We start from the raw sequence: 22,992 nt of genomic DNA on the forward strand, positions 1-22,992 counted from the left end.
TATCTTGTGTGTAATGGACGCACAAAAATACAGTTTATCCGCTGAGGAAGGTTCCTCAAGATTGACAAAGATAGGAGAATAAAATGAATCCATTAATCCAAAGCTTGACTGAAGGTCAACTTCGTACAGATATCCCATCATTCCGTCCTGGTGACACAGTTCGTGTACACGCGAAAGTTGTCGAAGGTAACCGTGAACGTATCCAGATTTTTGAAGGTGTTGTTATCGCACGTAAAGGTGCAGGCATCTCAGAAAACTACACAGTTCGTAAAATCTCTAACGGTGTAGGTGTTGAGCGTATTTTCCCAATCCACACTCCACGTGTTGAAAAGATCGAAGTTGTTCGTTACGGTAAAGTACGTCGTGCGAAATTGTACTACTTGCGTGCTCTTCAAGGTAAAGCAGCTCGTATCAAAGAAATCCGTCGTTAATTCGACTAAAAAACTCTGCTCATCCAGCAGAGTTTTTCTCTAGCTCCCTTAGTTCAATGGATATAACAACTCCCTCCTAAGGAGTAGTTGCTGGTTCGATTCCGGCAGGGGGCATTTTTAGAAATGTAAAGAAATACAAACAACATTCAAAGTGTTTATTTAATGACTTTTTCCACAATTTCATTTTTAAAAATAATTTAGTATTTTTAATTTTTTGTATAACTCTTGCCTAATTTTTGAACAAAAACTAATTCAAATCTTATCAGAATAGAATAAAGTAGATCAGGTGACTGGTCTATTTTATTGTAATTAGTTGTTTGACCATTCATTATTCAGATTTTAAAATAGTCAAATACAATAATATTTTAAGGGTTAAGAATCTTCCGATTTAATCCAGATTAAGAAATTTTGTCAAGATTTATATTGAAAATATTTTTTCAAGTAAATTAGATGATTCATGCGTATCTAATTAATAAAATACAGGTATTTTATGATATAATTTTATAGATAATATATTTAAACATAGTCTATTCTAAAGCAAATGATTGCGATTTCAAATTTAAGAATTTTTAGCAAATTTTTACTAGATAAATGGATTTTTACCTAGTTCGAAAAAAATCTTCCGGAGAAATTAAGATAAAATTATGATATAAAAATTTATTGGTAAAACTTGCTGAATTGGAAATGAAGAGAACTCAGTTTGCGTCAGCAAAACTTAGAAAAGGAGAAATTACAACAACGGATGTACTTAGATAAATATGTGAATATTTGAATTCTGATATTGACAAAATTGTTGAAGTTGTACAGGATGAAGAATAAGTTTAAGAAAAAGTAAATCATAAGAAAGAGGTATGAAAATTTATGTTTGATTTTGGAAATGCAAATGATGGTCAAAGGAAAGCAATTTCTACTACAGAGGGTCCGGTTCTTATTACTGCCGGACCTGGAACTGGAAAGACTTACACTTTGGTTCAACGAGCAATTTATTTAATTGAAGAATGTGGAATAAAACCTGAAGAAATATTTATTGCTACTTTTACAGAAAAAGCAGCTAAGGAGTTAATTACGCGTATCACAAATGAATTGGCTAGTAGAGATATCTCTGTTAATGTCAATGAGATGTATGTGGGCACGTTTCATTCTTTGTGTCTACGAATTATAAAAGACAACCTTGAATATACGAGATTAAAAAAAAATTACAGACTTCTAGATACTTTTGATCAACAATACCTAGTTTTTAGGAGTATCTATAACTTTAGAACAATTGCCGGGATTGAAAATGTTATGCCTAGAGGTGGAGCATGGAAATGGGCACAAGCAATTTGTGAGCTATCAAATAATTTATCGGAAGAACTTGTAGATTTCAATTTAATGTTAGAAGATCCAGATGTTGAAATTTCTACTATTGCAAAAGTAGTAAGTGTTTATCAAAAAATGCTTGATGAGGAAAACTTGGTTGATTTTTCGTCTATCCAGACTGAATGCTATAGAATGCTTACAGAAAATTCAAATATTCTTGAATCGTTAAGAAGTAGTATTAAATACATTATGGTCGATGAATACCAAGATACAAACTATATTCAAGAACAGATAGTATTCCTTCTAGGAAAACATGAGAATATTTGTGTTGTAGGAGACGATGATCAAGGTCTTTATCGTTTTAGGGGTGCAACCATCCGAAATATACTGGAATTTCCTTCAAAGTTCGATGAAGGAAAATGTGAAGTTATTCCCTTGGTAGTGAATTATAGATCAGATAGTGATATCATTGATTTCTATAATAAGTGGATGGATACTACTTCAGGATCAAAATTTAAATTTGAGTGGGGAAAATTTAGATATTCAAAAAGAATTGAGCCACATGAAAAGTCTCCTATAAATAGTACTTGTGTTGCAAAATTAGCTAGTAAAGACGATGAGGATGAATGGCATGAGAATATCCTTAACTTTATAAATTGTCTTAAAGAATCAGGAAAGATACAGGATTATAATCAACTAGCTTTCTTATTTAGTTCAGTAAAGCATGAAAGAGTTATTAGTCTAGCTAGATTTTTGGAAAAAAATCACATTAATGTATATTCACCTAGGTCAGATATGTACTTTGAACGAGATGAAATTATGCAGACGCTAGGATGTCTTATGCTTATGTTTCCTCATTACGTAAGCGGATTGGAAAAAGGAGAATATAAATACTTAGATACTGAACATTATTCCTACTTTAGTGACTGTATCAAAGCAGCTAATGAATTTGTGACTAAGCCTGAAAATATTGAATTGAAAAGATTTATTAGAGAACATGGTAAAGAACATTACTCTTTAGCGTCATCATTTTCAGGAACGACAGATTATACGTATTCAGGATTAATTTACAGATTATTTATGTTTAAACCTTTTAGCAATATATTAGATACGGATCTAGAATTAGGAATTGTTGATATAAGACCAGCGAGAAACCTGGCCAAGCTAACTCAAATAGTTGGCAAATTCGAGTATCTGCATAATATTGACGTCATCACTGGAAAATCTATTGTAAAGAATACAGAACAGCTATTCAATATGTATTTGAAACTTCTATATGATGGCGGAATTGCAGAGTATGAAGACGATGAAGAATATGCACCGAGTGGATGTGTATCATTCCTTACAATTCATCAATCAAAAGGGATGGAGTTTCCAGTAGTTTTTGTTGATTCGCTGAGTAATATTCCTAGAAAAAGCTATAAAGATATTTTAAGCCATATAGAGAAAAAGTATTATCATCGTGAGGCTTTCGAACCATATGATGTAATGAAGATGTTTGATTTCTGGAGACTTTACTATACAGCATTTTCTAGGGCACAGAATTTATTGATTCTAACTTGTGATGAAAACAAGAATACACCAAGCAAATACTTTAAAGAGCTATACGATGAACTTCAACCTATTACGTCAATTGATCTAAATGAATTTGATTTTAAAACGGTGAAGAACGTGAATTTAAAAAACACATTTTCATTCACTTCTCATATTTCAGTATATGAAACTTGTGCACTTCAATACAAATTTTATAAAGAGTTAGAATTTATGCCAATTCGTCAGGGGGACATGCTTTTTGGTACTTTAGTTCATCAAACAATTGAAGATGTTCATAGAGCAGCACTAAAAAATGAAACTGCAAAGATTACTACAGATAATATTAGTAATTGGTTTGCAAGTAACTATTTATCACTGATTAAGAGAGAACATGGATACTTAGCTGAAGCTCAACGTAATGCAGCCTTAAATCAAGTGCTTCGATATGTGGAACGTCAAAATGGTAACTGGAGTTCGATTCAACAAGTAGAGGTTGACGTTAGTTTAGTGCAGCCAGATTATATTATAGAGGGTAAAATAGATTTGGTAAAAGGAGAGAATGGGACTGTAGAGCTCATAGATTTTAAGTCTGAGAAGAAACCAGATATGGAAAAAATGAGAGACCGACTTGAACATTATCGTAGACAGCTTCATATTTATGCTCATCTTATTGAGCAGAGAACAGGTCAGAAGGTCAGCAAAATGCATTTATACTACACTGGTGAGGAAGATGGTAATCCGATGATTAGCTTTCCTTACACAAAAAGTGCTATCGATGGTACTGTGGCTACATTTGATGATACTGTGCATAAGATATTAAGAAAAGACTTTAAAAATTGTTCGAATGATGTAAAAATTTGTTCGAACTGCGATTTCAGGCACTACTGTCATAAATAATTTTACTGAATAATGATTTTGGAGGAAATAAAAATGGAAGAACTGATCACTTTTGATTTTGAACAGAGACCGACTATAAAGGGATTTCCAGAACTTAGATGGACGGGTAAAAGACCGTATCGTTCGACACAGTATTATCCGGCTCAACTTCGTGAAAGGTACGGAGAAGAAAAAGATAATTGGATTAATAAAATTTTCTGGGGTGATAATCTCCAAGTAATGAGTCATATGCTTAAGGAATACCGTGGGAAAATTGATCTTATTTATATCGATCCCCCATTTGATTCTAAAGCAGATTATAAAAAGAAAATAGAAATAAAAGGAGTGGGAAAGACAGAAGCAGATTCATCTTCTTTCGAAGAAAAACAGTATGGAGATATTTGGACAAATGATGAGTACCTTCAATTTATGTATGAAAGATTAATTCTATTGAGGGAATTATTATCAGATTCTGGAACGATATTTTTGCACTGCGATTGGCATAAATCTCATCATTTGAGAATGCTAATGGATGAAGTGTTCAGCCCTAATAATTTTATTGATGAAATTGTGTGGGGGTATGAAGATATAGGTAGTAGAGCTGTTAAGTACTTTAAGAGAAAACATGACACAATACTAATGTATTCTAAAACTGCATCAGAAGATAGGACTTTCAACATACTTAGAAAGCGTTTGTCGGAAAGTACCATTAAGCGTTATCAGTCATATTTTGATGATGATGGGAAAATATCTTATCAAAAACTAAAAGATACAAATCCTGGAGTCTTTGCGAAATTGAAAGGCATACCAGAAGATTTGTCAGAGACTTGGTTGGATATTAATAATGGTGCACCTTTATCTGATTGGTGGGTAGATATTTCTGCATTAAAGAATGGGTTCGCAGAAGCCACTGGATATCCAACACAAAAGCCTGAAGCTTTACTTGAAAGAATAATCATGGCATCTTCCAATCCAGGAGACTTAGTTTTTGATTGCTTTATGGGTAGTGGTACTACTCAGGCTGTTGCCATGAGATTAGGTCGAAGATTCATTGGTTCAGATATAAATCTTGGTGCTGTACAAACGGCCACAAAAAGACTAATTAATTTAGCAAAAGAAATACAATTAGATGATATTTATGATAATTTGGAAGTTTATAATGTTAATAATTATGATTTCTTCAGAAATCCAATTGAAGCAAAAAACTTGATTGTGGAAGCCTTGGAAATTCAACCGTTCAAACAAGGAAATATATGGGATGGAGAGTTGGACGGTCGAATGGTTAAGATTATGCCAGTAAATAGAATTGCTACTAAAGCAGATCTCGAAGAACTAAAAGCAAATCTTCCATATAAGACTTATGAAAAAATAAAAGAGGAAAATCCTCGTCAGGTAGTGGAACAGATTACCATAGTGTGCATGGGACATGAACCTGATCTAAAAGCTTCTCTTGAACAGTCCTTGGCAGATTATAAGGTTGATGTGCAAATAGTAGATATATTACGAGATAAATCAGATCTTCAACTAAAGAGAGAGGCAGAGGCTGAGATTGTACGAGAAGGTAATCAGCTTATTGTTCGTTCATTTTACCCGATGAATCTAATGCAAAAACTCTCTTTACAAAAAGAGTATGTGGATGATTGGAAACAATTAGTTGAATCAATTATTATTGACTGGAATTATGACGGTGCTGTTATGCAACCAACGGTAACAGATGTTTCAGATAAAAACTCTTTTGTTTATGGGGTTTATGAAATACCAGAAAGTGCAGGGAATATCAAGGTTAAAATAACAGATTTACTATCAGAATCATTAGAGAAGGAGGTGTAGCATATGGCTAAACAGTCTTCAATGATGTTCGTAGAAGATTTTGCATTCTATGAGCAACTATGGTGGTATTACACTTCAAATAGGGGGAAAATCCGTTCTAGATATAATGATCTTACAAAGAAATTTCTTGCATATAACGATAAGAATGAAAATACAAATGCATTCTTGCGTAAACCACAATTTGAAGCTTTAGAAATGTATGTATTTATTAAGGAGTTTATGAATAATGCACACATGTACGAGATGTTTGACGATTGGAGAAATCGTAAGGATAAGTTTGCAGATGCGTCTTACTACAGTATTCATAAAGGTGGACAGGGTTCAATTATCGATCTTGGAGATGAACAGAATGAGCTCATCTTCAAACAGATGAAGAAGTACAAAGAATCTTATCCAAACTATATTTACGCACTTACTATGGGGCTTGGTAAGACCATTCTTATGGGGACATGTATTTTTTATGAATTCTTGTTAGCAAACAAGTATCCTAAGGATAAAAGATTCTGTCACAATGCACTTGTGTTTGCACCAGATAAGACAGTACTTGAATCTTTACGTGAGATCATAACTCTTGATAAGACGAAAGTTGTACCACCAGAATATGCTCGTGTACTCGATGCAAATATCAAGTTCCACTATTTGGATGAGAGTGGTACTACTCTCCACACAATAGATGATTCAGCCTTTAATATTATAATTTCTAATAATCAAAAAATTATTGTTAAGAAAAAGCGCAAAGAAGATAAACCAACAGATGTATTGTTCTCTGGTAGTTCATTACTTGCTGATATTTATGGAGATGACGATGATGGTGATGTGTGGGATGATACAAGTTTAATAGATAATCAAAGATTTAAAAAACTGTGTCGTTTGCCACAGCTTGGAGTTTATGTTGACGAGGCACATCATTTATTTGGAGCAAACTTGGAAAAAGAATTAAGATCGGGTGGCACAAATAAGACAACATTGAGAAATACTATTAACATGCTTGCAGAAGCAACATCTATTGTTGCGTGCTATAACTACACAGGTACTCCATACGTAAAAAAACAAGTATTGCCAGAAGTTGTTTATGCCTATGGTCTTAACGAATCGATTAGAAATGGTTTTTTAAAAGATGCAGATCCTATTGGTTTTGATAACGTAAAGAACGAAGAGTTCTTGAAAAAATCAATCACAACGTTCTGGGAAAGATATGGTGGCAAGACCTACGAGGGGCTTCCTCCTAAGATGGCAATTTTTGCGACTAGTGTTGCAGAAGCTACGGACGTAGTAAGGCCTATAGTGGAGAAGGTGTTAAGTGAACTTGATGTGCCATTAGATACAATCTTAGTTAATACAGGTGATTCGACTGTGACTAATAACGAAGACATCAGAAATTTTAACAATCTTGATGTTCTCGGAACAGAAGGAAGTAAAAAACAATTTATTATCCTTGTTGAAAAAGGACGTGAAGGATGGAATTGTCGCTCTTTATTGAGTATCGCTCTATTCCGCAGTCCTAAATCTAAGATTTTTGTATTGCAAGCAACTATGAGATGTTTGAGAAAACTTACAGATGAGCAACTTAAGGCTACAGTTTTCTTGTCAAAGGAAAATTTAGATACGCTAGATGCTGAACTTCGTAATAACTATAATATGGAGATTAGTGACCTGGGTAAAAGACCTAAAAAGAAAAAGAGCAATTATAAAGTTCGAGTTTTACCGCCACCAAGAAGCATAAAAATGAAACGTATCTGGCATGAGTACTCATTGATTGAAAAGGATTATTCTGAACCAATAAACTTCGAAATACAACAGATTGATGAAACAAAGTATGAATCTAGAATGTATGAAAAAGGCAGTATTAGGTTAGATATGTCTGCAAAAGAAACCATCATTGATGATATTAAAGAACAGACTAAGTTCAGTAGATTTTCTTTGGTTGGAGAAATCTCACGTTATATGAATTTATCTTGTTTGATGATTGAGCGTATTTTGAAAGAATCTGTTGATGGGTTTGATGAAATTGTTGATGCAGTTAACAGACATAATGAGATTTTAGATGATATCATAATACCTAAAGTATTCCATGCTTTGTATGAAGTTAAATCAGAGCAGAAGAATGAAGATATAGATGTAGTTCTACTTAAAGAACCAAAGGATGCAGGTTATTATGAATTTTCAGCGGAAGCAAGTCTAGTCATTGAAAAAGAACATAATAGCTTTACTGATGCGGAGATAGCTAAAAGCTTCCATGCGGATACATATTGCTTCGATTCTAAGCCAGAGAAAGAATGCTTCTTGCAGTATATCTCTAATGTGAATGTAGAAGAGATTTATTTTACTGGAATGTTTACGGCAAACCAAGGTGACTTATTCGTGCAATATTATGATCCAGAATCTAAGAGGATAAGACAGTACTATCCTGATTTCTTGGCTAAGATGGCTGATGGTTCTTATCAGATCATAGAAGTAAAAGGTGACAATATGATTGATGATGAGGTTGTAAAAGCCAAGGCGGAAGCAGCTGAAGAAATGTCAGTCGCTAGTGGTATGAGATATATCATGTATGCTGGTAATGATATTATGAAGCGAAATGTTCTAGATAGTACAACTGATTCTGCTCAGAACAGTTTATTTGAAAGTACAAATTGAATTTTTAATTTTGTCATATCTTTTATAATTGTTGTAAAGAAGAGAGTCGCTTTCCCTTTAATGTACAATTGATGATTACTAATAACTGAAAAAAATTAAGCGAAACTTTTGACCAAATATTGACCAAGTTTATCCTAAATCCTATTAGAATAGGCTTTCTAGGTATATTTTATATTCCTGCAGGGGGCATATAAACAGTGTAAAAAACCGCTCAGCTGAGCGGTTTTCGTATTTTATCATACTTTACAGTACCCACGTACGGATGGCATGGGCAACGCCGGATTCGTCGTTTGTTTTGGTGATGTATTTGGCGATTTTTTTGAGTTCTGGATTTCCATTTTCCATGACAACGGGGTTGCCAACGACTTCCAGCATGGCGCGGTCATTTTCTTCGTCCCCGATCGCCATGGTTTCATCTTTGGTCAATCCTAGTTTTTCAGCTAAGTGTATAATGGCTGAGCCCTTGTCTACATTCTTTTTAAGGAGTTCGAGGTAGAAAGGAGCTGATTTGTTGATGGAGTAGCGTTCGTAAAATTCCGCTGGGATTTTTTCAATTGCAGTATCGAGAATCTCTGGTTCATCGATAAACATACACTTGACGATTTCCTTGCCAGCCATTTCTTCAGGTGTGCGGTAGAAGATGGGCATGCTGACGAGGGTTGATTCGTGCACCGTGTATTTTCCGATATTGCGATTGGCAGTATAGATACCGTCCTTGGTAATAGCGTGCATGTGGACACCGAGCTTACGACTGAGAAATTCCATATCCAGATAATCCTCATAGGCTAAAGATTCGCTGATAATCTCATGTCCAGTAGCAGTTTCTTGAACAAGGGCACCGTTGAAGGTCACGACATAGTCCCCCTCGTCTCTCAACTTTAAGTCGTCTAGAAGTTTGGCAACACCTGCGATAGGACGACCCGTTGCAATCACGACTTTGACACCAGCTTGTTTGGCATCTTGGATAGCAGAAAAGACTTCCGGAGTGATTTCCTTCTTACTGTTGACTAGGGTACCATCGATATCGACGGCGATTAGTTTAATACTCATATATTTCCTCTATTCCTTCTTATTTGGGGTAAAATGATCGTTCTCAATCAAGTGTAAAAATTGCTGGGTAACGCTTGCGAAGATGCTGTTTTGATCTAACATTTCTTTTGGGAAATAGAAACGATTATCTCCGTGGCGGCTGCCAGCAAGGGATTGGACGATAGGAGATAGGCTAGAGAGTTCAGCCAGTTCTCCATTTTTTTGTAGAATCTCAATCTGTGTCCGTGGATTTTCAGATTCGGGACGATAGATATCATAAGGTAGGTCAAAGTTCTTATGAATGGCTGTATAGTAGTCGGGATCAAAACCGATTTCTTCAACCAGTTGTCTCATGGTTGCGAGTTGGTCTTGATCTTCTTGAGAAAAAGTAATGGATTTAAAGACCTTGCGGTTGACAAAACGTTGCGACAAGTCGGCTAATATCTTGTCAGGACTGGTCATCCAGAGTTGGAAGTAGGTATTCATCACGCCATCATCCAGAGCCAGATAGTCAGATAGAGTAACTTTCTTTTCAAAAAAAGGTAGCAAATGAGGAGAAGTGCGTGCAAAGAAATCCTTATCTTCAGGATAGAGTTCCTTGGCGCGTTTTAGAAGATTTTGTAGGAGAACCTCCATGGCCCGTGTTGCTGGGTGGAAATAAACCTGCATATACATCTGGTAACGACTGAGGACATAATCTTCGATGGCATGCATGCCATTGCGCTGAAAGGCGATGCCATTTTCGACAGGACGAATGACTCGGAGGATGCGAGTCAGGTCAAATTCCCCATAAGATGCTCCTGTAAAATAGGAGTCGCGCAAGAGATAGTCCATGCGGTCCGCATCGATCTGACTGGAAATGAGCTGTACGACCTGCTTGTTAGGATAGGTATGGTCGATGACACTAGCCACCTTTTTGGGGAAATCAGGCGCTACTTGTAGTAGGACTTGGTGAATCTCTGTCTCAGGACTTTGGATGATTTCCTGAGTAATGGCCTCATGATCTGTATCAAAGAGATGTTCAAAAGTATGCGAGTAGGCACCATGCCCGAGGTCATGAAGGAGTGCAGCGGTCATGGTCAAGAGAGATTCAGCAGGATCCCATTCTTCAGGATATTTTTCTTCAAAAATCTCTGTGATACGACGAGCAATCTCATAGACTCCCAAACAGTGGGAAAAGCGACTGTGCTCCCCACCATGGAAAGTATAGCTGGAAGTTCCTAGCTGTTTGATACGACGCAAGCGTTGAAATTCTTTTGTATTGATCAAGTCATAGATGACCTGATTGTTTACATGGATATAATTGTGAACTGGGTCACGGAATACTTTTTCGTTCATATGACCATTATAGCAAAATCCTGTTCTTTTTGGTAAAATAGTAGGATAAGAGACAAGAAAGAGGATTTGATGTGAAGATTCGGATGCGAAATAGGATTCAGTTTGATGAACAATTGGAAGTCATTGACCAACTTTATGACGTGGAAGTGCATGAAAAAGGGGATTTTAGCTATCTGCTTTTTTATAATGAGGAAAAAGAAAAAGTAGTTATTAAATTCCATGGTCAAGAACTGGTGATGACCCGTTTCTCCAATCCGAAGACCATTATGCGTTTTCTCAGGGATAGTGATAGTTTAGCCTATATTCCGACTCCCATGGGCATGCAGGAGTTTATCATTCAAACGAATCACTACAAACTGGATGGGCAAAAGATTGAGCTAGCCTATCAACTGCAAAATCAAGAGGGACATCCCTTTGCCAGCTATCAATTAGAAATTACTTGGGGATAAGAAAAAGGTTGGCGAATGCCAACCTTATTTGATATAGAGTTCTTGATTTTTTAGGACAATTTCACGAACACTTGCGAATTTCTTGAGTTTTTTCAGTTCTTCAGGATGGGTTACCAGAGTAATAACATAGCCCTCTTTACCCATGCGACCTGTACGGCCAGCGCGGTGGGTATAGGTTTCCATATCTCTAGGGACGTCAAAGTTTACGACACATTCTAGGCTATCGATATCAATCCCACGTGCCAAAAGGTCTGTTGCAAGGAGCAGGGTTAGCTGCTTGTCCTTAAACTTTTCTAAGATGACTTTTCGAAATTTCACATTGACATCACTAGCGAGGGAGACAGCCAAGACATCACGATACTGTAATTTTTCTTCTGCACTTCCAAGATCTGATAGGCTATTAAAGAAAACCAGTCCGCGGAAATCCTCTACATGAGCCAGCTTTCGTAGCATGTCCACTCGGTGACGTTGGTCTACCTGCATGTAGAAATGTTGAATGTTGTCCAGTTTTTGATCAGAGAGATCAATGGTATGTGTGTTGGGCGCAATCTTTTCTTGGTCAAACTTGGTCGTCGCACTCATGTAGATGAGTTGGTGGTCACGAGGTGCGTAGTGGGTGATTTTCTCGACAAAGTGAATTTGAGAATCATCGAGCAATTGGTCAAATTCATCCAGAATGATGGTTTCCACATTCATCATCTTGATTTTTTTCAATTTAATCAACTCAAAGATACGGCCAGGGGTTCCAATCAGAATTTCTGGTCCTTTTTTGAGTCGTTCAATCTGGCGTTTCTGACTGGAACCTGATAAGAAGAGCTGAGCACTCAAGCCGATAGCTTCTGCCCATGTTTTACATACGTCAAAAATCTGTCCAGCTAGTTCTGTATTTGGTGCTAGGATCAAGAGTTGTTGGGCTTTTTTCTTTTGTAGTTTGAGAAGACTAGGTAGGAGATAGGCTAAAGTCTTCCCTGTACCAGTGGGACTGACTCCAAGAATATTTTCCCCTTCTGTTATAGGTTCAAAAAGTTGAGTCTGAATGGGAGTGAAGTCTTGGAAACCGAGTTGGTCGCTCAGTTCTTGCCATTCAGTAGGTAGTTTGGTTTTCATTTTTCTGCCTCAAATCTAATGCCAGCAGTCTGGCGCATGGTATAGAGTAAATCATGAACAGAGCCTGCATCATCCAGCCAAGTCAGGTAAAGCGTCTGGTCTGGTTGCTTGATCATGTGTGCAAATGCAGCAACTTCCTCAGTCATCGTATGAGGAGCCTGTTGGATAGGGAGCTGAACTTGATTTCCTTGGTGGTTAGTAAAAATAGCTGAGCGGATATGTTCAATCGTGCTGAGGGTCAAAGTTCCATCTGCTGTGTAAATCTCACAAGGAAGATTGGAAGTGATGTTTTTCCCAGCCTTGATATGAACTTGAAAGTTAGGGTAGAAGAGGATACCGTCTCCACTCAGGTCAATGCTGTTGTCAAGCTGTTGAGCCTGATAAGTCGCGTCCTGAGCCTTTCCAAAGAGGCGAATAGCAGCATAGAGAGGATAAATCCCTAGGTCCATAAGGGCTCCACCAGCAAAACGGTCTGAAAAGACATTTGGCGTCTGCCCAGCTAACAAGTCCGGCATCTTGGAAGAATACTTAGCATAATTGAAATCAGCTCCCAATACTTGCTTGTCTGCCAAAAAATCCTTAATAGTAGTAAAAGTTTCCTCGTGGTAATTACGAGCTGCCTCAAAGATAAAACAGTGATTCTTCTCAGCTGTCTGTCTCAAATCCAGCCACTCTTGTGGCTGAGTGACAGCTGGCTTTTCAAGAATGACGTGCTTGCCAGCAGACAAGGCAGTCTTTGCTTGAACAAAATGCAAGGAGTTTGGACTGGCGATATAGACTACATCAAAGGAAGACTTAAAGAAGTCTTCTAATTGATCAAAGAGTTGGATATTTTCATAGCGAGAAGCAAAGGTTGCGGCAGTTTCTCGTTTTCTAGAATAGACTGCAACCAGCTGGTATTCTCCGCTAGCATGGGCTGCTTCTATGAAATGATGGCTGATAGCCCCTGTTCCGATGATACCTAATTTAAGCATAAATACTCCTTTTCCGACTTCAAATCCTTCCTTCATTATAACATAGAAAAGAAGGACTATCCAACAGATGGTAAAAATTTTCAAATGGGCTACGAATTTCTCAAAGAAAGTGGTACAATGTTCAGATAAGTAGATGAAATGAGAAGGGGGAGAAAATGAGATTATTACCAATAAGAAAAATATCACGTCAGTCTAAGAGACTAGCGCTTTTTTTGACTTTTTGTGCAGGATATGTCGATGCCTATACCTTTATCGTGCGAGGGAACACCCTTGTCGCTGGACAGACTGGGAATGTCGTTTTTCTTTCTGTAGGACTCATTCAACAAAATGTATCGGATGCTAGTGCTAAAGTAATGACCTTGTTGTCCTTTATGATGGGCGTCTTTTTTCTGACATTGTATAAGGAAAAACTACGAATTGTTAAAAAGCCGATTTTGTCCTTGATTCCTCTTGCAGTCCTGTCCCTAATTATAGGCTTTGTGCCGCAAACGGTTGATAATATCTATCTCGTACCGCCATTAGCCTTCTGTATGGGGCTGGTGACAACTGCTTTTGGAGAAGTGTCAGGGATTGCCTATAATAATGCTTTTATGACAGGGAATATCAAACGTACCATGTTAGCTTTTGGAGATTATTTTCGGACCAAGCATACGCCTTTCCTACGAGAGGGCTTGATTTTTGTTAGCTTGCTTAGCAGTTTTGTCTTCGGAGTTGTTTTTTCAGCTTATTTGACGATTTACTATCAGGAGAAGACAATTCTAGGTGTTCCTCTTATGATGAGTATCTTTTACTTTAGTATGCTTTTTGCTTCTTGGAGAAAAAAAGGAGAGAAATAGCTTAAATTTGATTGATTTTACTTGTAAGAAAAAAGAAGATATGCTATACTTGAAGAGTTGACTATGCACAGTCCTGTGCAACCGCACGAACATCGTTTGCTCGTCGTATACAAAATTTAAACTTTGTTATACTTAGAGCTCTTCTTTTAAGTGGTTCGTCCCACGATGCTAGGCGAGTCTTCACAAAAACACGGGGAAACCCTAAAAATCATAGGAGGTGCATAATGAGCACATACGCAATTATCAAAACTGGCGGAAAACAAGTTAAAGTTGAAGTTGGTCAAGCAATCTACGTTGAAAAATTGAACGTTGAAGCTGGTCAAGAAGTTACTTTTAACGAAGTTGTTCTTGTTGGTGGTGAAAACACTGTTGTCGGAACTCCACTTGTTGCTGGAGCTACTGTAGTTGGAACTGTTGAAAAACAAGGAAAACAAAAGAAAGTTGTTACTTACAAGTACAAACCTAAAAAAGGTAGCCACCGTAAACAAGGTCACCGTCAACCATATACAAAAGTTGTCATCAACGCGATCAACGCTTAATTTTAAGGAGAACACATGATACAAGCAGTCTTTGAGAGAGCCGAAGATGGCGAGCTGAGGAGTGCGGAAATTACTGGACACGCCGAAAGTGGCGAATACGGCTTAGATGTCGTGTGTGCATCGGTTTCTACGCTTGCCATTAACTTTGTCAATTCCATTGAGAAATTTGCAGGCTACGAACCAATCTTAGAATTAAACGAAGATGAAGGTGGCTATCTAAAGGTTGAAATACCAGCGGATCTTCCTTCACACCAGAGAGAAATGACCCAGTTATTCTTCGAATCATTTTTCTTAGGTATGGCAAACTTATCGGAGAACTCTTCTGAGTTCGTCCAAACCAGAGTTATCACAGAAAACTAACACGGAGGAAAACATTATGTTAAAAATGACTCTTAACAACTTGCAACTTTTCGCCCACAAAAAAGGTGGAGGTTCTACATCAAACGGACGTGATTCACAAGCGAAACGTCTTGGAGCTAAAGCAGCTGACGGACAAACTGTAACAGGTGGATCAATCCTTTACCGTCAACGTGGTACACACATCTACCCAGGTGTAAACGTTGGACGTGGTGGGGACGATACTTTGTTCGCTAAAGTTGAAGGCGTAGTACGCTTTGAACGTAAAGGTCGCGATAAAAAACAAGTTTCTGTTTACCCAATCGCTAAATAAAAAGGTCCAGTGAACCTTTTTATCCCGAGCCTTGAAATGAAAAGGCGAGGAAGCTACAAGTAGCATTAAATAAGGCTTTCCGAGTTTTCGGAGAGCCTATTTTTTTGTTTTGATACCCACAATTTTTTGCTACTAGTGTAGATGAATTTTGTGAGCGACATTATTTTTCCTAGGTGGAAAACTTCTAAAATATGGTATAATGAACAGATAGAGAAGTTGGGGGTAAAAGATGAACATTCAACAATTACGCTATGTTGTTGCTATTGCCAATAGTGGTACTTTCCGAGAAGCTGCTGAAAAGATGTATGTCAGTCAGCCGAGTCTATCTATTTCTGTGCGCGATTTGGAAAAAGAGCTAGGCTTTAAGATTTTTCGTCGGACGAGTTCGGGAACGTTTTTGACCCGTCGTGGTATGGAATTTTATGAGAAAGCACAAGAGTTAGTTAAAGGCTTTGATGTTTTTCAAAATCAGTATGCCAATCCTGAGGAAGAAAAGGATGAATTTTCCATTGCCAGTCAGCACTATGACTTCTTGCCACCAACGATTACAGCCTTTTCAGAGCGTTATCCTGATTATAAGAACTTTCGTATTTTTGAGTCTACCACAGTTCAAATATTAGACGAAGTAGCCCAAGGACATAGTGAGATTGGGATTATCTACCTCAACAACCAAAATAAAAAGGGCATCATGCAACGGGTTGAAAAGCTTGGTTTAGAAGTTATTGAACTAATTCCTTTCCAGACTCACATTTATCTTCGTGAAGGGCATCCTTTAGCACAGAAAGAGGAATTGGTCATGGAGGATTTAGCAGATTTACCAACAGTTCGTTTTACTCAGGAAAAGGATGAGTACCTATACTATTCAGAGAACTTTGTCGACACCAGCGCGAGCTCGCAGATGTTCAATGTGACGGACCGTGCTACTTTGAATGGTATTTTGGAGCGGACAGATGCTTATGCGACTGGGTCTGGATTTTTAGATAGTGACAGTGTTAATGGGATTACAGTCATTCGTCTCAAGGATAATCTAGATAATCGCATGGTCTATGTCAAACGGGAAGAAGTGGAGCTTAGTCAAGCTGGGACTCTTTTCGTTGAGGTTATGCAAGAATATTTTGATCAAAAGAGGAAATCATGAAAAAAAGAGGGATAGTAGCAGTCATTGTACTGCTTTTGATTGGGCTGGATCAGTTGGTCAAAAATTATGTTGTCCAGCAGATTCCACTAGGTGAAGTTCGTTCGTGGATCCCCAATCTCGTTAGCTTGACCTACCTGCAAAATAGAGGAGCAGCCTTCTCCATGCTGCAAGATCAGCAGTGGTTATTTGCTGTCATTACACTAGTCGTCATGGTAGGTGCCATTTGGTATTTACATAAACACATGGAGGATTCTCTCTGGTTGGTTTTTGGACTGATTTTGATAATCGCGGGAGGTCTGGGCAACTTTATCGACAGAATGAGTCAAGGTTTTGTGGTGGATATGTTTCACCTAGACTTTATCAACTTTGCGATTTTCAATGTTGCTGACAGCTATTTGACAGTTGGTGTGATTATTCTATTGATTGCAATGCTTAAAGAGGAAGTAAATGGAAATAAAAATTGAAACTGGTGGGCAACGTCTAGACAAGGCTCTGTCAGATCTGACAGAATTGTCACGCAGTCTCGCTAACGAACAAATCAAGGCTGGACAAGTTTTGGTGAATGGGCAAGTAAAGAAAGCCAAATACATTGTCCAAGAGGGGGATATCGTCGCCTACCATGTGCCAGAACCAGAGGTTTTAGAGTATGTGGCTGAGAATCTGCCGCTCGAGATTATCTACCAAGATGAGGATGTAGCCGTTGTTAACAAACCTCAAGGGATGGTGGTTCATCCGAGCGCCGGTCATACTAGCGGAACCTTGGTCAATGCCCTCATGTACCATATCAAGGACTTATCAGGTATCAATGGGGTTCTCCGACCGGGTATCGTTCATCGCATTGACAAGGACACGTCTGGCCTCCTTATGATTGCTAAGAATGATGAGGCCCACTTGGCACTCGCTCAAGAACTCAAGGATAAAAAATCTCTCCGCAAATACTGGGCGATTGTTCATGGTAATCTGCCAAATGATCGTGGTGTCATTGAAGCCCCGATTGGTCGTAGTGAAAAAGACCGTAAGAAACAGGCTGTGACTGCTAAAGGGAAGCCAGCAGTGACTCGTTTTCAAGTCTTGGAACGCTTTGGAGATTATAGTTTGCTAGAGTTGCAACTGGAAACAGGACGTACCCACCAAATCCGTGTTCATATGGCTTATATTGGCCATCCAGTCGCTGGTGATGAAGTCTATGGTCCTCGTAAGACTTTGAAAGGACATGGACAGTTTCTCCATGCTAAGACTCTAGGTTTTACCCATCCGAGAACAGGTGAAACCTTGGAGTTCACAGCAGATATTCCAGAGATTTTTAAAGAAACGCTGGAAAGATTGCGTAAAACTGAGAATAGATAAAAGAGTTGAGATGCCTTGTCTCAACCTTTTTCATTTCAAGTCTTTTCTATTTTAAAGTATTCATGTTATAATGGATAAATATGAAGAATCGGAGTGAGAATATGAAGTACAAACGAATCGTCTTTAAGGTAGGGACCTCCTCCTTAACAAATGAAGACGGGAGTTTATCAAGGAGTAAAGTAAAGGCAATTACCCAGCAATTGGCTATGCTGCATGAGGCTGGACATGAGTTGATTTTAGTGTCATCTGGGGCAGTTGCCGCTGGATTTGGAGCTTTGGGTTTTAAAAAACGTCCGACCAAGATTGCAGATAAACAAGCTTCGGCTGCAGTTGGTCAGGGACTTTTGTTGGAGGAATACACAACCAACCTCCTCATGCGCCAGATCGTTTCTGCACAAATCTTGCTGACACAGGATGATTTTGTAGATAAGCGTCGCTATAAGAATGCCCACCAGGCCTTGTCTGTATTGCTTCATCGTGGTGCAATCCCCATCATCAACGAGAATGACAGTGTCGTTATTGATGAGCTCAAGGTGGGTGATAATGACACTCTGAGTGCCCAGGTAGCGGCGATGGTCCAAGCAGACCTTTTAGTTCTCTTGACGGATGTGGACGGTCTCTATACCGGAAATCCCAACTCAGATCCAACAGCCAAACGTTTGGAGAAAATCGAGACTATCAATCGTGAGATTATTGATATGGCTGGTGGAGCAGGTTCGTCAAACGGTACTGGGGGTATGTTGACAAAAATCAAAGCTGCAACTATTGCGACGGAGTCAGGTGTGCCAGTCTATATTTGCTCTTCCATGAAATCTGATGCCTTGATTGAAGCAGCAGAGGAGACCAAGGATGGATCCTTCTTTGTTGCGCAAGAGAAGGGACTTCGTACCCAGAAACAATGGCTGGCCTTCTATGCTCAAAGTCAGGGAAGGATTTGGGTAGATGGTGGAGCTGCAGAGGCACTTTCAAAAAACGGGAAAAGTCTCCTTTTATCGGGTGTGGTAGAAGTGGAAGGAAACTTCTCTTACCACGATATTGTAACAGTAGCAGATAAAGAAACAGGTCAATCTCTTGGAAAGGGACGTGTCCAATTTGGTGTCTCAGCCCTAGAAGATATGCTCCGTTCTCAAAAAGCTAAGGGAGTCTTGATTCACCGTGATGACTGGATTTCTATCACTCCTGAAATCCAGCTGCTTTTTACAGAATTTTAGAGGTGAAAAGATGGTAAGGACACAAGAACAATTTGAACAGGTACAAGCTGTTAAGAAATCAATCAATACTGCTAGTGAAGCAGTGAAAAACCAAGCCTTGCTAGCTATGGCTGATCACTTAGTGGCTGCTACTGAGGAGATTTTAGCGGCCAATGCCCTCGATATGGAAGCGGCCAAGGGGAAAATCTCAGATGTCATGCTAGACCGTCTTTATTTGGATGAAGGACGTATAGAAACGATGGCAAGAGGGATTCGTGAAGTGGTTGCTTTACCAGATCCTATTGGTGAGGTCCTAGAAACCAATCATCTTGAAAATGGTTTGGTTATTACCAAGAAGCGTGTGGCCATGGGGGTTATTGGTATTATCTATGAAAGCCGTCCAAATGTGACGTCTGATGCGGCTGCCTTGGCTCTCAAAAGTGGCAATGCGGTCGTTCTTCGTAGTGGCAAGGATGCCTATCAAACAGCTCATGCTATTGTCACAGCCTTAAAGAAGGGCTTGGAGACGACTACCATTCATCCAGAGGTGATTCAACTAGTAGAAGATACTAGCCGGGAAAGCAGCTATGCCATGATGAAGGCCAAGGGTTATCTAGACCTTCTCATACCTCGTGGAGGTGCTGGTTTGATCAATGCTGTTGTTGAAAATGCTATCGTGCCTGTTATCGAGACAGGAACTGGGATTGTCCATGTCTATGTGGATAAGGATGCAGATGAAGACAAGGCTCTATCGATCATCAACAATGCTAAAACCAGTCGTCCTTCTGTCTGCAATGCTATGGAAGTTTTACTGGTTCATGAAGACAAGGCAGCGGATTTCCTTCCTCGCTTGGAACAAGTTCTGGTTACAAGTCGGAAAGAAGCTGGCCTGGAGTCAATTCAATTCCGCTTGGATGAGAAAGCAAGTCAGTTTCTTTCAGGTCGAGCAGCTGAGGATCAAGACTTTGACACTGAGTTTTTAGATTATATCCTAGCGGTTAAGGTTGTGAGCAGTTTAGAAGAAGCAGTTGAGCATATTGAAGCTCACAGTACCCATCATTCGGATGCCATTGTGACGGAAAATGCTGAAGCTGCAGCTTACTTTACAGATCAAGTGGACTCTGCAGCGGTTTATGTCAATGCCTCAACGCGTTTCACTGACGGGGGCCAGTTTGGACTTGGATGTGAGATGGGGATTTCTACTCAGAAATTACATGCGCGTGGGCCTATGGGCTTGAAAGAGTTGACCAGCTACAAGTATGTGGTTACTGGTGACGGACAGATAAGGGAGTAAGAGATGAAGATTGGATTTATCGGTTTGGGGAATATGGGTGCTAGTTTGGCTAAGGCTGTCTTGCAGGCCAAGACGGGTGCTCAGATTCTCCTTGCCAATCGTAGTCAAGCAAAAGTAGATGCTTTCATTGCCAACTTTGGTGGTCAGGCTTCCAGCAATGACGAAATCTTCGCAGAAGCAGATGTGATTTTTCTAGGAGTTAAGCCTGCTCAGTTTTCTGAACTGCTTTCTCAATACCAGACCATTCTTGAAAAGAGAGAGAGCCTTCTTTTGATTTCTATGGCGGCTGGATTGACTTTGGAAAAACTAGCGAGTCTTCTGCCTAGTCAACACCGGATTATTCGCATCATGCCCAATACTCCAGTGGCTATCGGTCAAGGGGTGATTAGTTATGCCATGTCAGCAAACTGTCTTGCTGAGGACGGTGAACTCTTTTGTCAGCTATTAGCCAAGGCTGGCCTCTTGGTTGAACTTGGGGATGGCTTAATCGATGCGGCGACAGGTCTCGCAGGTTGTGGACCAGCTTTTGTCTATCTCTTTATTGAGGCTTTGGCAGATGCGGGTGTACAGACAGGATTGCCACGAGAAATGGCTTTGAAAATGGCAGCCCAAACAGTAGTCGGCGCTGGACAAATGGTCCTCGAAAGCCAGCAACATCCTGGAGTTTTGAAAGACCAAGTTTGTAGCCCAGGAGGTTCGACTATTGCTGGTGTAGCAAGTCTGGAAGAACATGCCTTTAGAGGTACCGTCATGGACGCAGTTCATCAAGCCTACAAACGAACACAAGAATTAGGTAAATAAGAGGTTGGATGACTCCCAGCCTCTTTTATGGTCGATTGAATGGAGAAGACGCAAAAAGATTGTCACAAAAACCTATTTTTTTGATAGAATAGAAGATAGTAAAAAAGAAATGAGTTAGACATGTCAAAAGGATTTTTAGTCTCTCTTGAGGGACCAGAGGGAGCAGGGAAGACAAGCGTTTTAGAGGCTCTACTCCCAATTTTAGAGGAAAAAGGAGTAGAGGTGCTGACGACCCGTGAGCCAGGTGGAGTCTTGATTGGGGAGAAGATTCGTCAAGTGATTTTGGACCCAAGTCATACTCAGATGGATCCTAAAACAGAACTCCTTCTCTATATTGCCAGTCGTAGACAGCACTTAGTGGAAAAAGTACTCCCAGCACTTGAAGCTGGCAAGTTGGTCATTATGGACCGCTTCATCGATAGTTCTGTTGCTTATCAGGGATTTGGCCGTGGCTTGGATATTGATGCTATTGATTGGCTCAATCACTTTGCGACCGATGGTCTCAAACCTGATTTGACCCTCTATTTTGACATCGAGGTGGAAGAAGGGCTGGCTCGCATTGCTGCTAATAGTGACCGCGAGGTCAATCGTTTGGACATGGAAGGCTTAGACTTGCACAAAAAAGTTCGTAAAGGCTACCTTTCTCTTCTGGACAAAGAAGGAAATCGCATGGTCAAGATTGATGCGAGTCTTCCTTTGGAGCAAGTTGTGGATGCTACCAAGGCTGTCTTGTTTGACAGAATGGGCTTGGATAAATGAAACAAGAACAACTAAAAGCTTGGCAGCCAGACCAGTTTGACCGCTTTGTCCGTATCCTAGAACAAGAACAGCTCAATCACGCCTATCTCTTTTCAGGTTTCTTTGGAAGCTTGGAAATGGCGCAGTTTTTGGCTAAGAGCCTCTTTTGTACGGATAAAGTAGGCGTTTTGCCGTGTGAGAAATGCCGAAACTGTAAGCTGATTGATCAGGAAGAATTTCCCGATGTTACCTTGATTAAGCCAGTCAATCAGGTCATCAAGACAGAACGCATTCGGGAATTGGTGGGCCAGTTTTCTCAAGCAGGGATTGAAAGCCAGCAACAGGTTTTTATTATCGAACAGGCGGAGAAAATGCACCCCAACGCGGCTAATTCTCTGCTCAAGGTCATCGAAGAACCCCAGAGTGAGGTTTACATTTTCTTCTTGACCAGCGATGAGGAAAAGATATTACCGACTATCCGTAGTCGGACCCAAATTTTTCACTTTAAAAAGCAAGAAGAAAAGCTCATCTTGCTCTTTGAACAAATGGGACTAGTCAAGAAAAAAGCGACTCTTTTAGCCCAGTTTTGTCAATCACGAGCTGAAGCAGAAAAACTGGCTAATCAGGGAAGTTTTTGGACCTTGGTGGATGAAAGTGAGCGCCTGCTGACTTGGTTATTGGCCAAGAAAAAAGAAAGTTATCTTCAGGTTGCTAAATTAGCCAGCTTGGCAGATGACAAGGAAAAACAGGATCAGGTCTTGAGAATCCTCGAAGTGCTCTGTGGACAGGACCTCTTGCAAGCAAGGATTCGACAGATTTTACAAGATTTGCTAGAAGCTAGAAAAATGTGGCAAGCCAATGTTAGCTTTCAAAATGCCATGGAATATCTGGTCTTGAAAGAAATATAAACTCATACTCTTCGAAAATCAAATTCAA

The 22,992-nt window shown here is 39.4% G+C and carries 21 protein-coding genes, 1 tRNA gene, 1 pseudogene and 1 other annotated feature; of the genes and pseudogenes, 18 read left to right on the forward strand and 5 right to left on the reverse strand.

Going from position 1 to position 22,992, the window contains the following annotated elements; translation table 11 throughout:
- The first annotated feature begins 83 nt into the window (after positions 1–83).
- The 5 genes from rplS (at position 84) to HMPREF8578_RS08290 (ending at position 8,606) form a co-directional block, all read left to right on the forward strand.
- A complete protein-coding gene (gene rplS, locus HMPREF8578_RS08270; protein WP_001068669.1) occupies positions 84–431 on the forward strand; it encodes a 50S ribosomal protein L19 in 348 nt (115 codons plus the stop codon).
- Positions 432–473: 42 nt separating this feature from the next.
- Positions 474–545 (forward strand) — tRNA-Arg (locus HMPREF8578_RS08275).
- A 747-nt stretch (positions 546–1,292) separates the two neighbouring features.
- On the forward strand, positions 1,293–4,160 hold the full coding sequence (locus tag HMPREF8578_RS08280; protein ID WP_000459249.1) for an ATP-dependent helicase: 2,868 nt from the start codon (positions 1,293–1,295) through the stop codon (positions 4,158–4,160).
- Between the two features lie 33 nt (positions 4,161–4,193).
- The gene (locus HMPREF8578_RS08285; RefSeq protein WP_000391823.1) at positions 4,194–5,969 is read left to right on the forward strand and encodes a DNA methyltransferase; all 1,776 of its coding nucleotides are present in this window, start codon (positions 4,194–4,196) and stop codon (positions 5,967–5,969) included.
- A gap of 3 nt (positions 5,970–5,972) precedes the next feature.
- A complete protein-coding gene (locus tag HMPREF8578_RS08290) occupies positions 5,973–8,606 on the forward strand; it encodes a DEAD/DEAH box helicase family protein (protein WP_001118933.1) in 2,634 nt (877 codons plus the stop codon).
- Positions 8,607–8,849: 243 nt separating this feature from the next.
- Here the strand turns inward: HMPREF8578_RS08290 and yidA are convergent, their stop codons facing one another.
- Positions 8,850–9,656: a sugar-phosphatase gene (gene yidA / locus HMPREF8578_RS08295; RefSeq protein ID WP_000023487.1), complete on the reverse strand. Its 807-nt coding sequence runs from the start codon at positions 9,654–9,656 to the stop codon at positions 8,850–8,852.
- Positions 9,657–9,665: 9 nt separating this feature from the next.
- The gene (locus HMPREF8578_RS08300; protein ID WP_001003522.1) at positions 9,666–10,973 is read right to left on the reverse strand and encodes an HD domain-containing protein; all 1,308 of its coding nucleotides are present in this window, start codon (positions 10,971–10,973) and stop codon (positions 9,666–9,668) included.
- 71 nt (positions 10,974–11,044) lie between these two features.
- Between HMPREF8578_RS08300 and HMPREF8578_RS08305 the strand changes: the two genes are divergently transcribed.
- Positions 11,045–11,422, forward strand: a complete 378-nt coding sequence (locus tag HMPREF8578_RS08305; RefSeq protein ID WP_080554512.1) for a YwiB family protein — start codon at positions 11,045–11,047, stop codon at positions 11,420–11,422.
- Between the two features lie 24 nt (positions 11,423–11,446).
- On the opposite strand, the gene HMPREF8578_RS08310 is transcribed toward HMPREF8578_RS08305, so the two are convergent.
- Positions 11,447–12,529, reverse strand: coding sequence for a DEAD/DEAH box helicase (locus HMPREF8578_RS08310; RefSeq protein WP_000850555.1), 1,083 nt, complete (start codon positions 12,527–12,529; stop codon positions 11,447–11,449).
- Entirely contained in the window at positions 12,526–13,503 is a 978-nt protein-coding gene (locus HMPREF8578_RS08315) for a Gfo/Idh/MocA family protein (RefSeq protein ID WP_000915851.1), read from the reverse strand. Before HMPREF8578_RS08315 ends, HMPREF8578_RS08310 begins: the two co-directional genes overlap by 4 nt.
- 155 nt (positions 13,504–13,658) lie before the next feature.
- On the opposite strand from HMPREF8578_RS08315, the gene HMPREF8578_RS08320 reads away from it, so the two are divergent.
- The 4 genes from HMPREF8578_RS08320 (at position 13,659) to rpmA (ending at position 15,548) form a co-directional block, all read left to right on the forward strand.
- The gene (locus HMPREF8578_RS08320; protein ID WP_002893159.1) at positions 13,659–14,339 is read left to right on the forward strand and encodes a YoaK family protein; all 681 of its coding nucleotides are present in this window, start codon (positions 13,659–13,661) and stop codon (positions 14,337–14,339) included.
- A 69-nt stretch (positions 14,340–14,408) separates the two neighbouring features.
- Positions 14,409–14,529 (forward strand) — a sequence feature (ribosomal protein L21 leader region).
- A gap of 34 nt (positions 14,530–14,563) precedes the next feature.
- Complete coding sequence (gene rplU, locus HMPREF8578_RS08325) at positions 14,564–14,878, forward strand: 50S ribosomal protein L21 (protein ID WP_000109137.1); 315 nt, start codon at positions 14,564–14,566, stop codon at positions 14,876–14,878.
- Positions 14,879–14,893: 15 nt separating this feature from the next.
- Positions 14,894–15,238, forward strand: coding sequence for a ribosomal-processing cysteine protease Prp (locus HMPREF8578_RS08330; protein ID WP_000613705.1), 345 nt, complete (start codon positions 14,894–14,896; stop codon positions 15,236–15,238).
- Between the two features lie 16 nt (positions 15,239–15,254).
- Complete coding sequence (gene rpmA, locus HMPREF8578_RS08335) at positions 15,255–15,548, forward strand: 50S ribosomal protein L27 (RefSeq protein ID WP_000916509.1); 294 nt, start codon at positions 15,255–15,257, stop codon at positions 15,546–15,548.
- 165 nt (positions 15,549–15,713) lie between these two features.
- On the opposite strand, the pseudogene HMPREF8578_RS12670 reads toward rpmA, so the two are convergent.
- A pseudogene (locus HMPREF8578_RS12670) lies at positions 15,714–15,785 on the reverse strand (AraC family transcriptional regulator); the annotation flags it as partial.
- Here HMPREF8578_RS12670 and HMPREF8578_RS08340 point away from each other — a divergent pair.
- From HMPREF8578_RS08340 to HMPREF8578_RS08375, 8 genes are all read left to right on the forward strand, one after another.
- Positions 15,778–16,686 (forward strand): LysR family transcriptional regulator, encoded by a 909-nt coding sequence (locus HMPREF8578_RS08340; protein WP_001025717.1) that lies wholly within the window; start codon positions 15,778–15,780, stop codon positions 16,684–16,686. The pseudogene HMPREF8578_RS12670 and the gene HMPREF8578_RS08340 overlap by 8 nt on opposite strands.
- Positions 16,683–17,150 carry a signal peptidase II gene (gene lspA / locus HMPREF8578_RS08345; protein ID WP_000745682.1) on the forward strand — a complete coding sequence of 156 codons (468 nt, stop codon included), beginning with the start codon at positions 16,683–16,685 and terminating at the stop codon, positions 17,148–17,150. The genes HMPREF8578_RS08340 and lspA overlap by 4 nt, the downstream gene beginning before the upstream one ends.
- Positions 17,134–18,033, forward strand: coding sequence for an RluA family pseudouridine synthase (locus HMPREF8578_RS08350; RefSeq protein ID WP_000403228.1), 900 nt, complete (start codon positions 17,134–17,136; stop codon positions 18,031–18,033). The genes lspA and HMPREF8578_RS08350 overlap by 17 nt, the downstream gene beginning before the upstream one ends.
- 101 nt (positions 18,034–18,134) lie before the next feature.
- Positions 18,135–19,244, forward strand: a complete 1,110-nt coding sequence (gene proB / locus HMPREF8578_RS08355) for a glutamate 5-kinase (protein ID WP_000875728.1) — start codon at positions 18,135–18,137, stop codon at positions 19,242–19,244.
- 10 nt (positions 19,245–19,254) lie between these two features.
- Complete coding sequence (locus HMPREF8578_RS08360) at positions 19,255–20,517, forward strand: glutamate-5-semialdehyde dehydrogenase (RefSeq protein WP_000252663.1); 1,263 nt, start codon at positions 19,255–19,257, stop codon at positions 20,515–20,517.
- Positions 20,518–20,520: 3 nt separating this feature from the next.
- Complete coding sequence (gene proC / locus HMPREF8578_RS08365) at positions 20,521–21,318, forward strand: pyrroline-5-carboxylate reductase (protein WP_000689672.1); 798 nt, start codon at positions 20,521–20,523, stop codon at positions 21,316–21,318.
- A 120-nt stretch (positions 21,319–21,438) separates the two neighbouring features.
- Positions 21,439–22,077, forward strand: a complete 639-nt coding sequence (tmk, locus tag HMPREF8578_RS08370; protein WP_000033379.1) for a dTMP kinase — start codon at positions 21,439–21,441, stop codon at positions 22,075–22,077.
- Positions 22,074–22,964, forward strand: a complete 891-nt coding sequence (locus HMPREF8578_RS08375) for a DNA polymerase III subunit delta' (protein ID WP_000808204.1) — start codon at positions 22,074–22,076, stop codon at positions 22,962–22,964. Before tmk ends, HMPREF8578_RS08375 begins: the two co-directional genes overlap by 4 nt.
- Positions 22,965–22,992 lie beyond the last annotated feature (28 nt).

The sequence above is a fragment of the Streptococcus oralis ATCC 49296 genome, assembly GCF_000185265.1.
Classification (GTDB): Bacteria; Bacillota; Bacilli; order Lactobacillales; family Streptococcaceae; genus Streptococcus; species Streptococcus oralis_BC.

What these genes read in the sequence shown, in the direction of transcription:
- rplS (WP_001068669.1), top strand. Translation starts at nt 84, where the DNA reads ATGAATCCATTAATCCAAAGCTTGACTGAAGGTCAACTTCGTACAGAT.
- HMPREF8578_RS08280 (WP_000459249.1), top strand. Translation starts at nt 1,293, where the DNA reads ATGTTTGATTTTGGAAATGCAAATGATGGTCAAAGGAAAGCAATTTCT.
- HMPREF8578_RS08285 (WP_000391823.1), top strand. Translation starts at nt 4,194, where the DNA reads ATGGAAGAACTGATCACTTTTGATTTTGAACAGAGACCGACTATAAAG.
- HMPREF8578_RS08290 (WP_001118933.1), top strand. Translation starts at nt 5,973, where the DNA reads ATGGCTAAACAGTCTTCAATGATGTTCGTAGAAGATTTTGCATTCTAT.
- yidA (WP_000023487.1), bottom strand. Translation starts at nt 9,656, where the DNA reads ATGAGTATTAAACTAATCGCCGTCGATATCGATGGTACCCTAGTCAAC.
- HMPREF8578_RS08300 (WP_001003522.1), bottom strand. Translation starts at nt 10,973, where the DNA reads ATGAACGAAAAAGTATTCCGTGACCCAGTTCACAATTATATCCATGTA.
- HMPREF8578_RS08310 (WP_000850555.1), bottom strand. Translation starts at nt 12,529, where the DNA reads ATGAAAACCAAACTACCTACTGAATGGCAAGAACTGAGCGACCAACTC.
- HMPREF8578_RS08315 (WP_000915851.1), bottom strand. Translation starts at nt 13,503, where the DNA reads ATGCTTAAATTAGGTATCATCGGAACAGGGGCTATCAGCCATCATTTC.
- HMPREF8578_RS08320 (WP_002893159.1), top strand. Translation starts at nt 13,659, where the DNA reads ATGAGATTATTACCAATAAGAAAAATATCACGTCAGTCTAAGAGACTA.
- rplU (WP_000109137.1), top strand. Translation starts at nt 14,564, where the DNA reads ATGAGCACATACGCAATTATCAAAACTGGCGGAAAACAAGTTAAAGTT.
- HMPREF8578_RS08330 (WP_000613705.1), top strand. Translation starts at nt 14,894, where the DNA reads ATGATACAAGCAGTCTTTGAGAGAGCCGAAGATGGCGAGCTGAGGAGT.
- rpmA (WP_000916509.1), top strand. Translation starts at nt 15,255, where the DNA reads ATGTTAAAAATGACTCTTAACAACTTGCAACTTTTCGCCCACAAAAAA.
- HMPREF8578_RS08340 (WP_001025717.1), top strand. Translation starts at nt 15,778, where the DNA reads ATGAACATTCAACAATTACGCTATGTTGTTGCTATTGCCAATAGTGGT.
- lspA (WP_000745682.1), top strand. Translation starts at nt 16,683, where the DNA reads ATGAAAAAAAGAGGGATAGTAGCAGTCATTGTACTGCTTTTGATTGGG.
- HMPREF8578_RS08350 (WP_000403228.1), top strand. Translation starts at nt 17,134, where the DNA reads ATGGAAATAAAAATTGAAACTGGTGGGCAACGTCTAGACAAGGCTCTG.
- proB (WP_000875728.1), top strand. Translation starts at nt 18,135, where the DNA reads ATGAAGTACAAACGAATCGTCTTTAAGGTAGGGACCTCCTCCTTAACA.
- HMPREF8578_RS08360 (WP_000252663.1), top strand. Translation starts at nt 19,255, where the DNA reads ATGGTAAGGACACAAGAACAATTTGAACAGGTACAAGCTGTTAAGAAA.
- proC (WP_000689672.1), top strand. Translation starts at nt 20,521, where the DNA reads ATGAAGATTGGATTTATCGGTTTGGGGAATATGGGTGCTAGTTTGGCT.
- tmk (WP_000033379.1), top strand. Translation starts at nt 21,439, where the DNA reads ATGTCAAAAGGATTTTTAGTCTCTCTTGAGGGACCAGAGGGAGCAGGG.
- HMPREF8578_RS08375 (WP_000808204.1), top strand. Translation starts at nt 22,074, where the DNA reads ATGAAACAAGAACAACTAAAAGCTTGGCAGCCAGACCAGTTTGACCGC.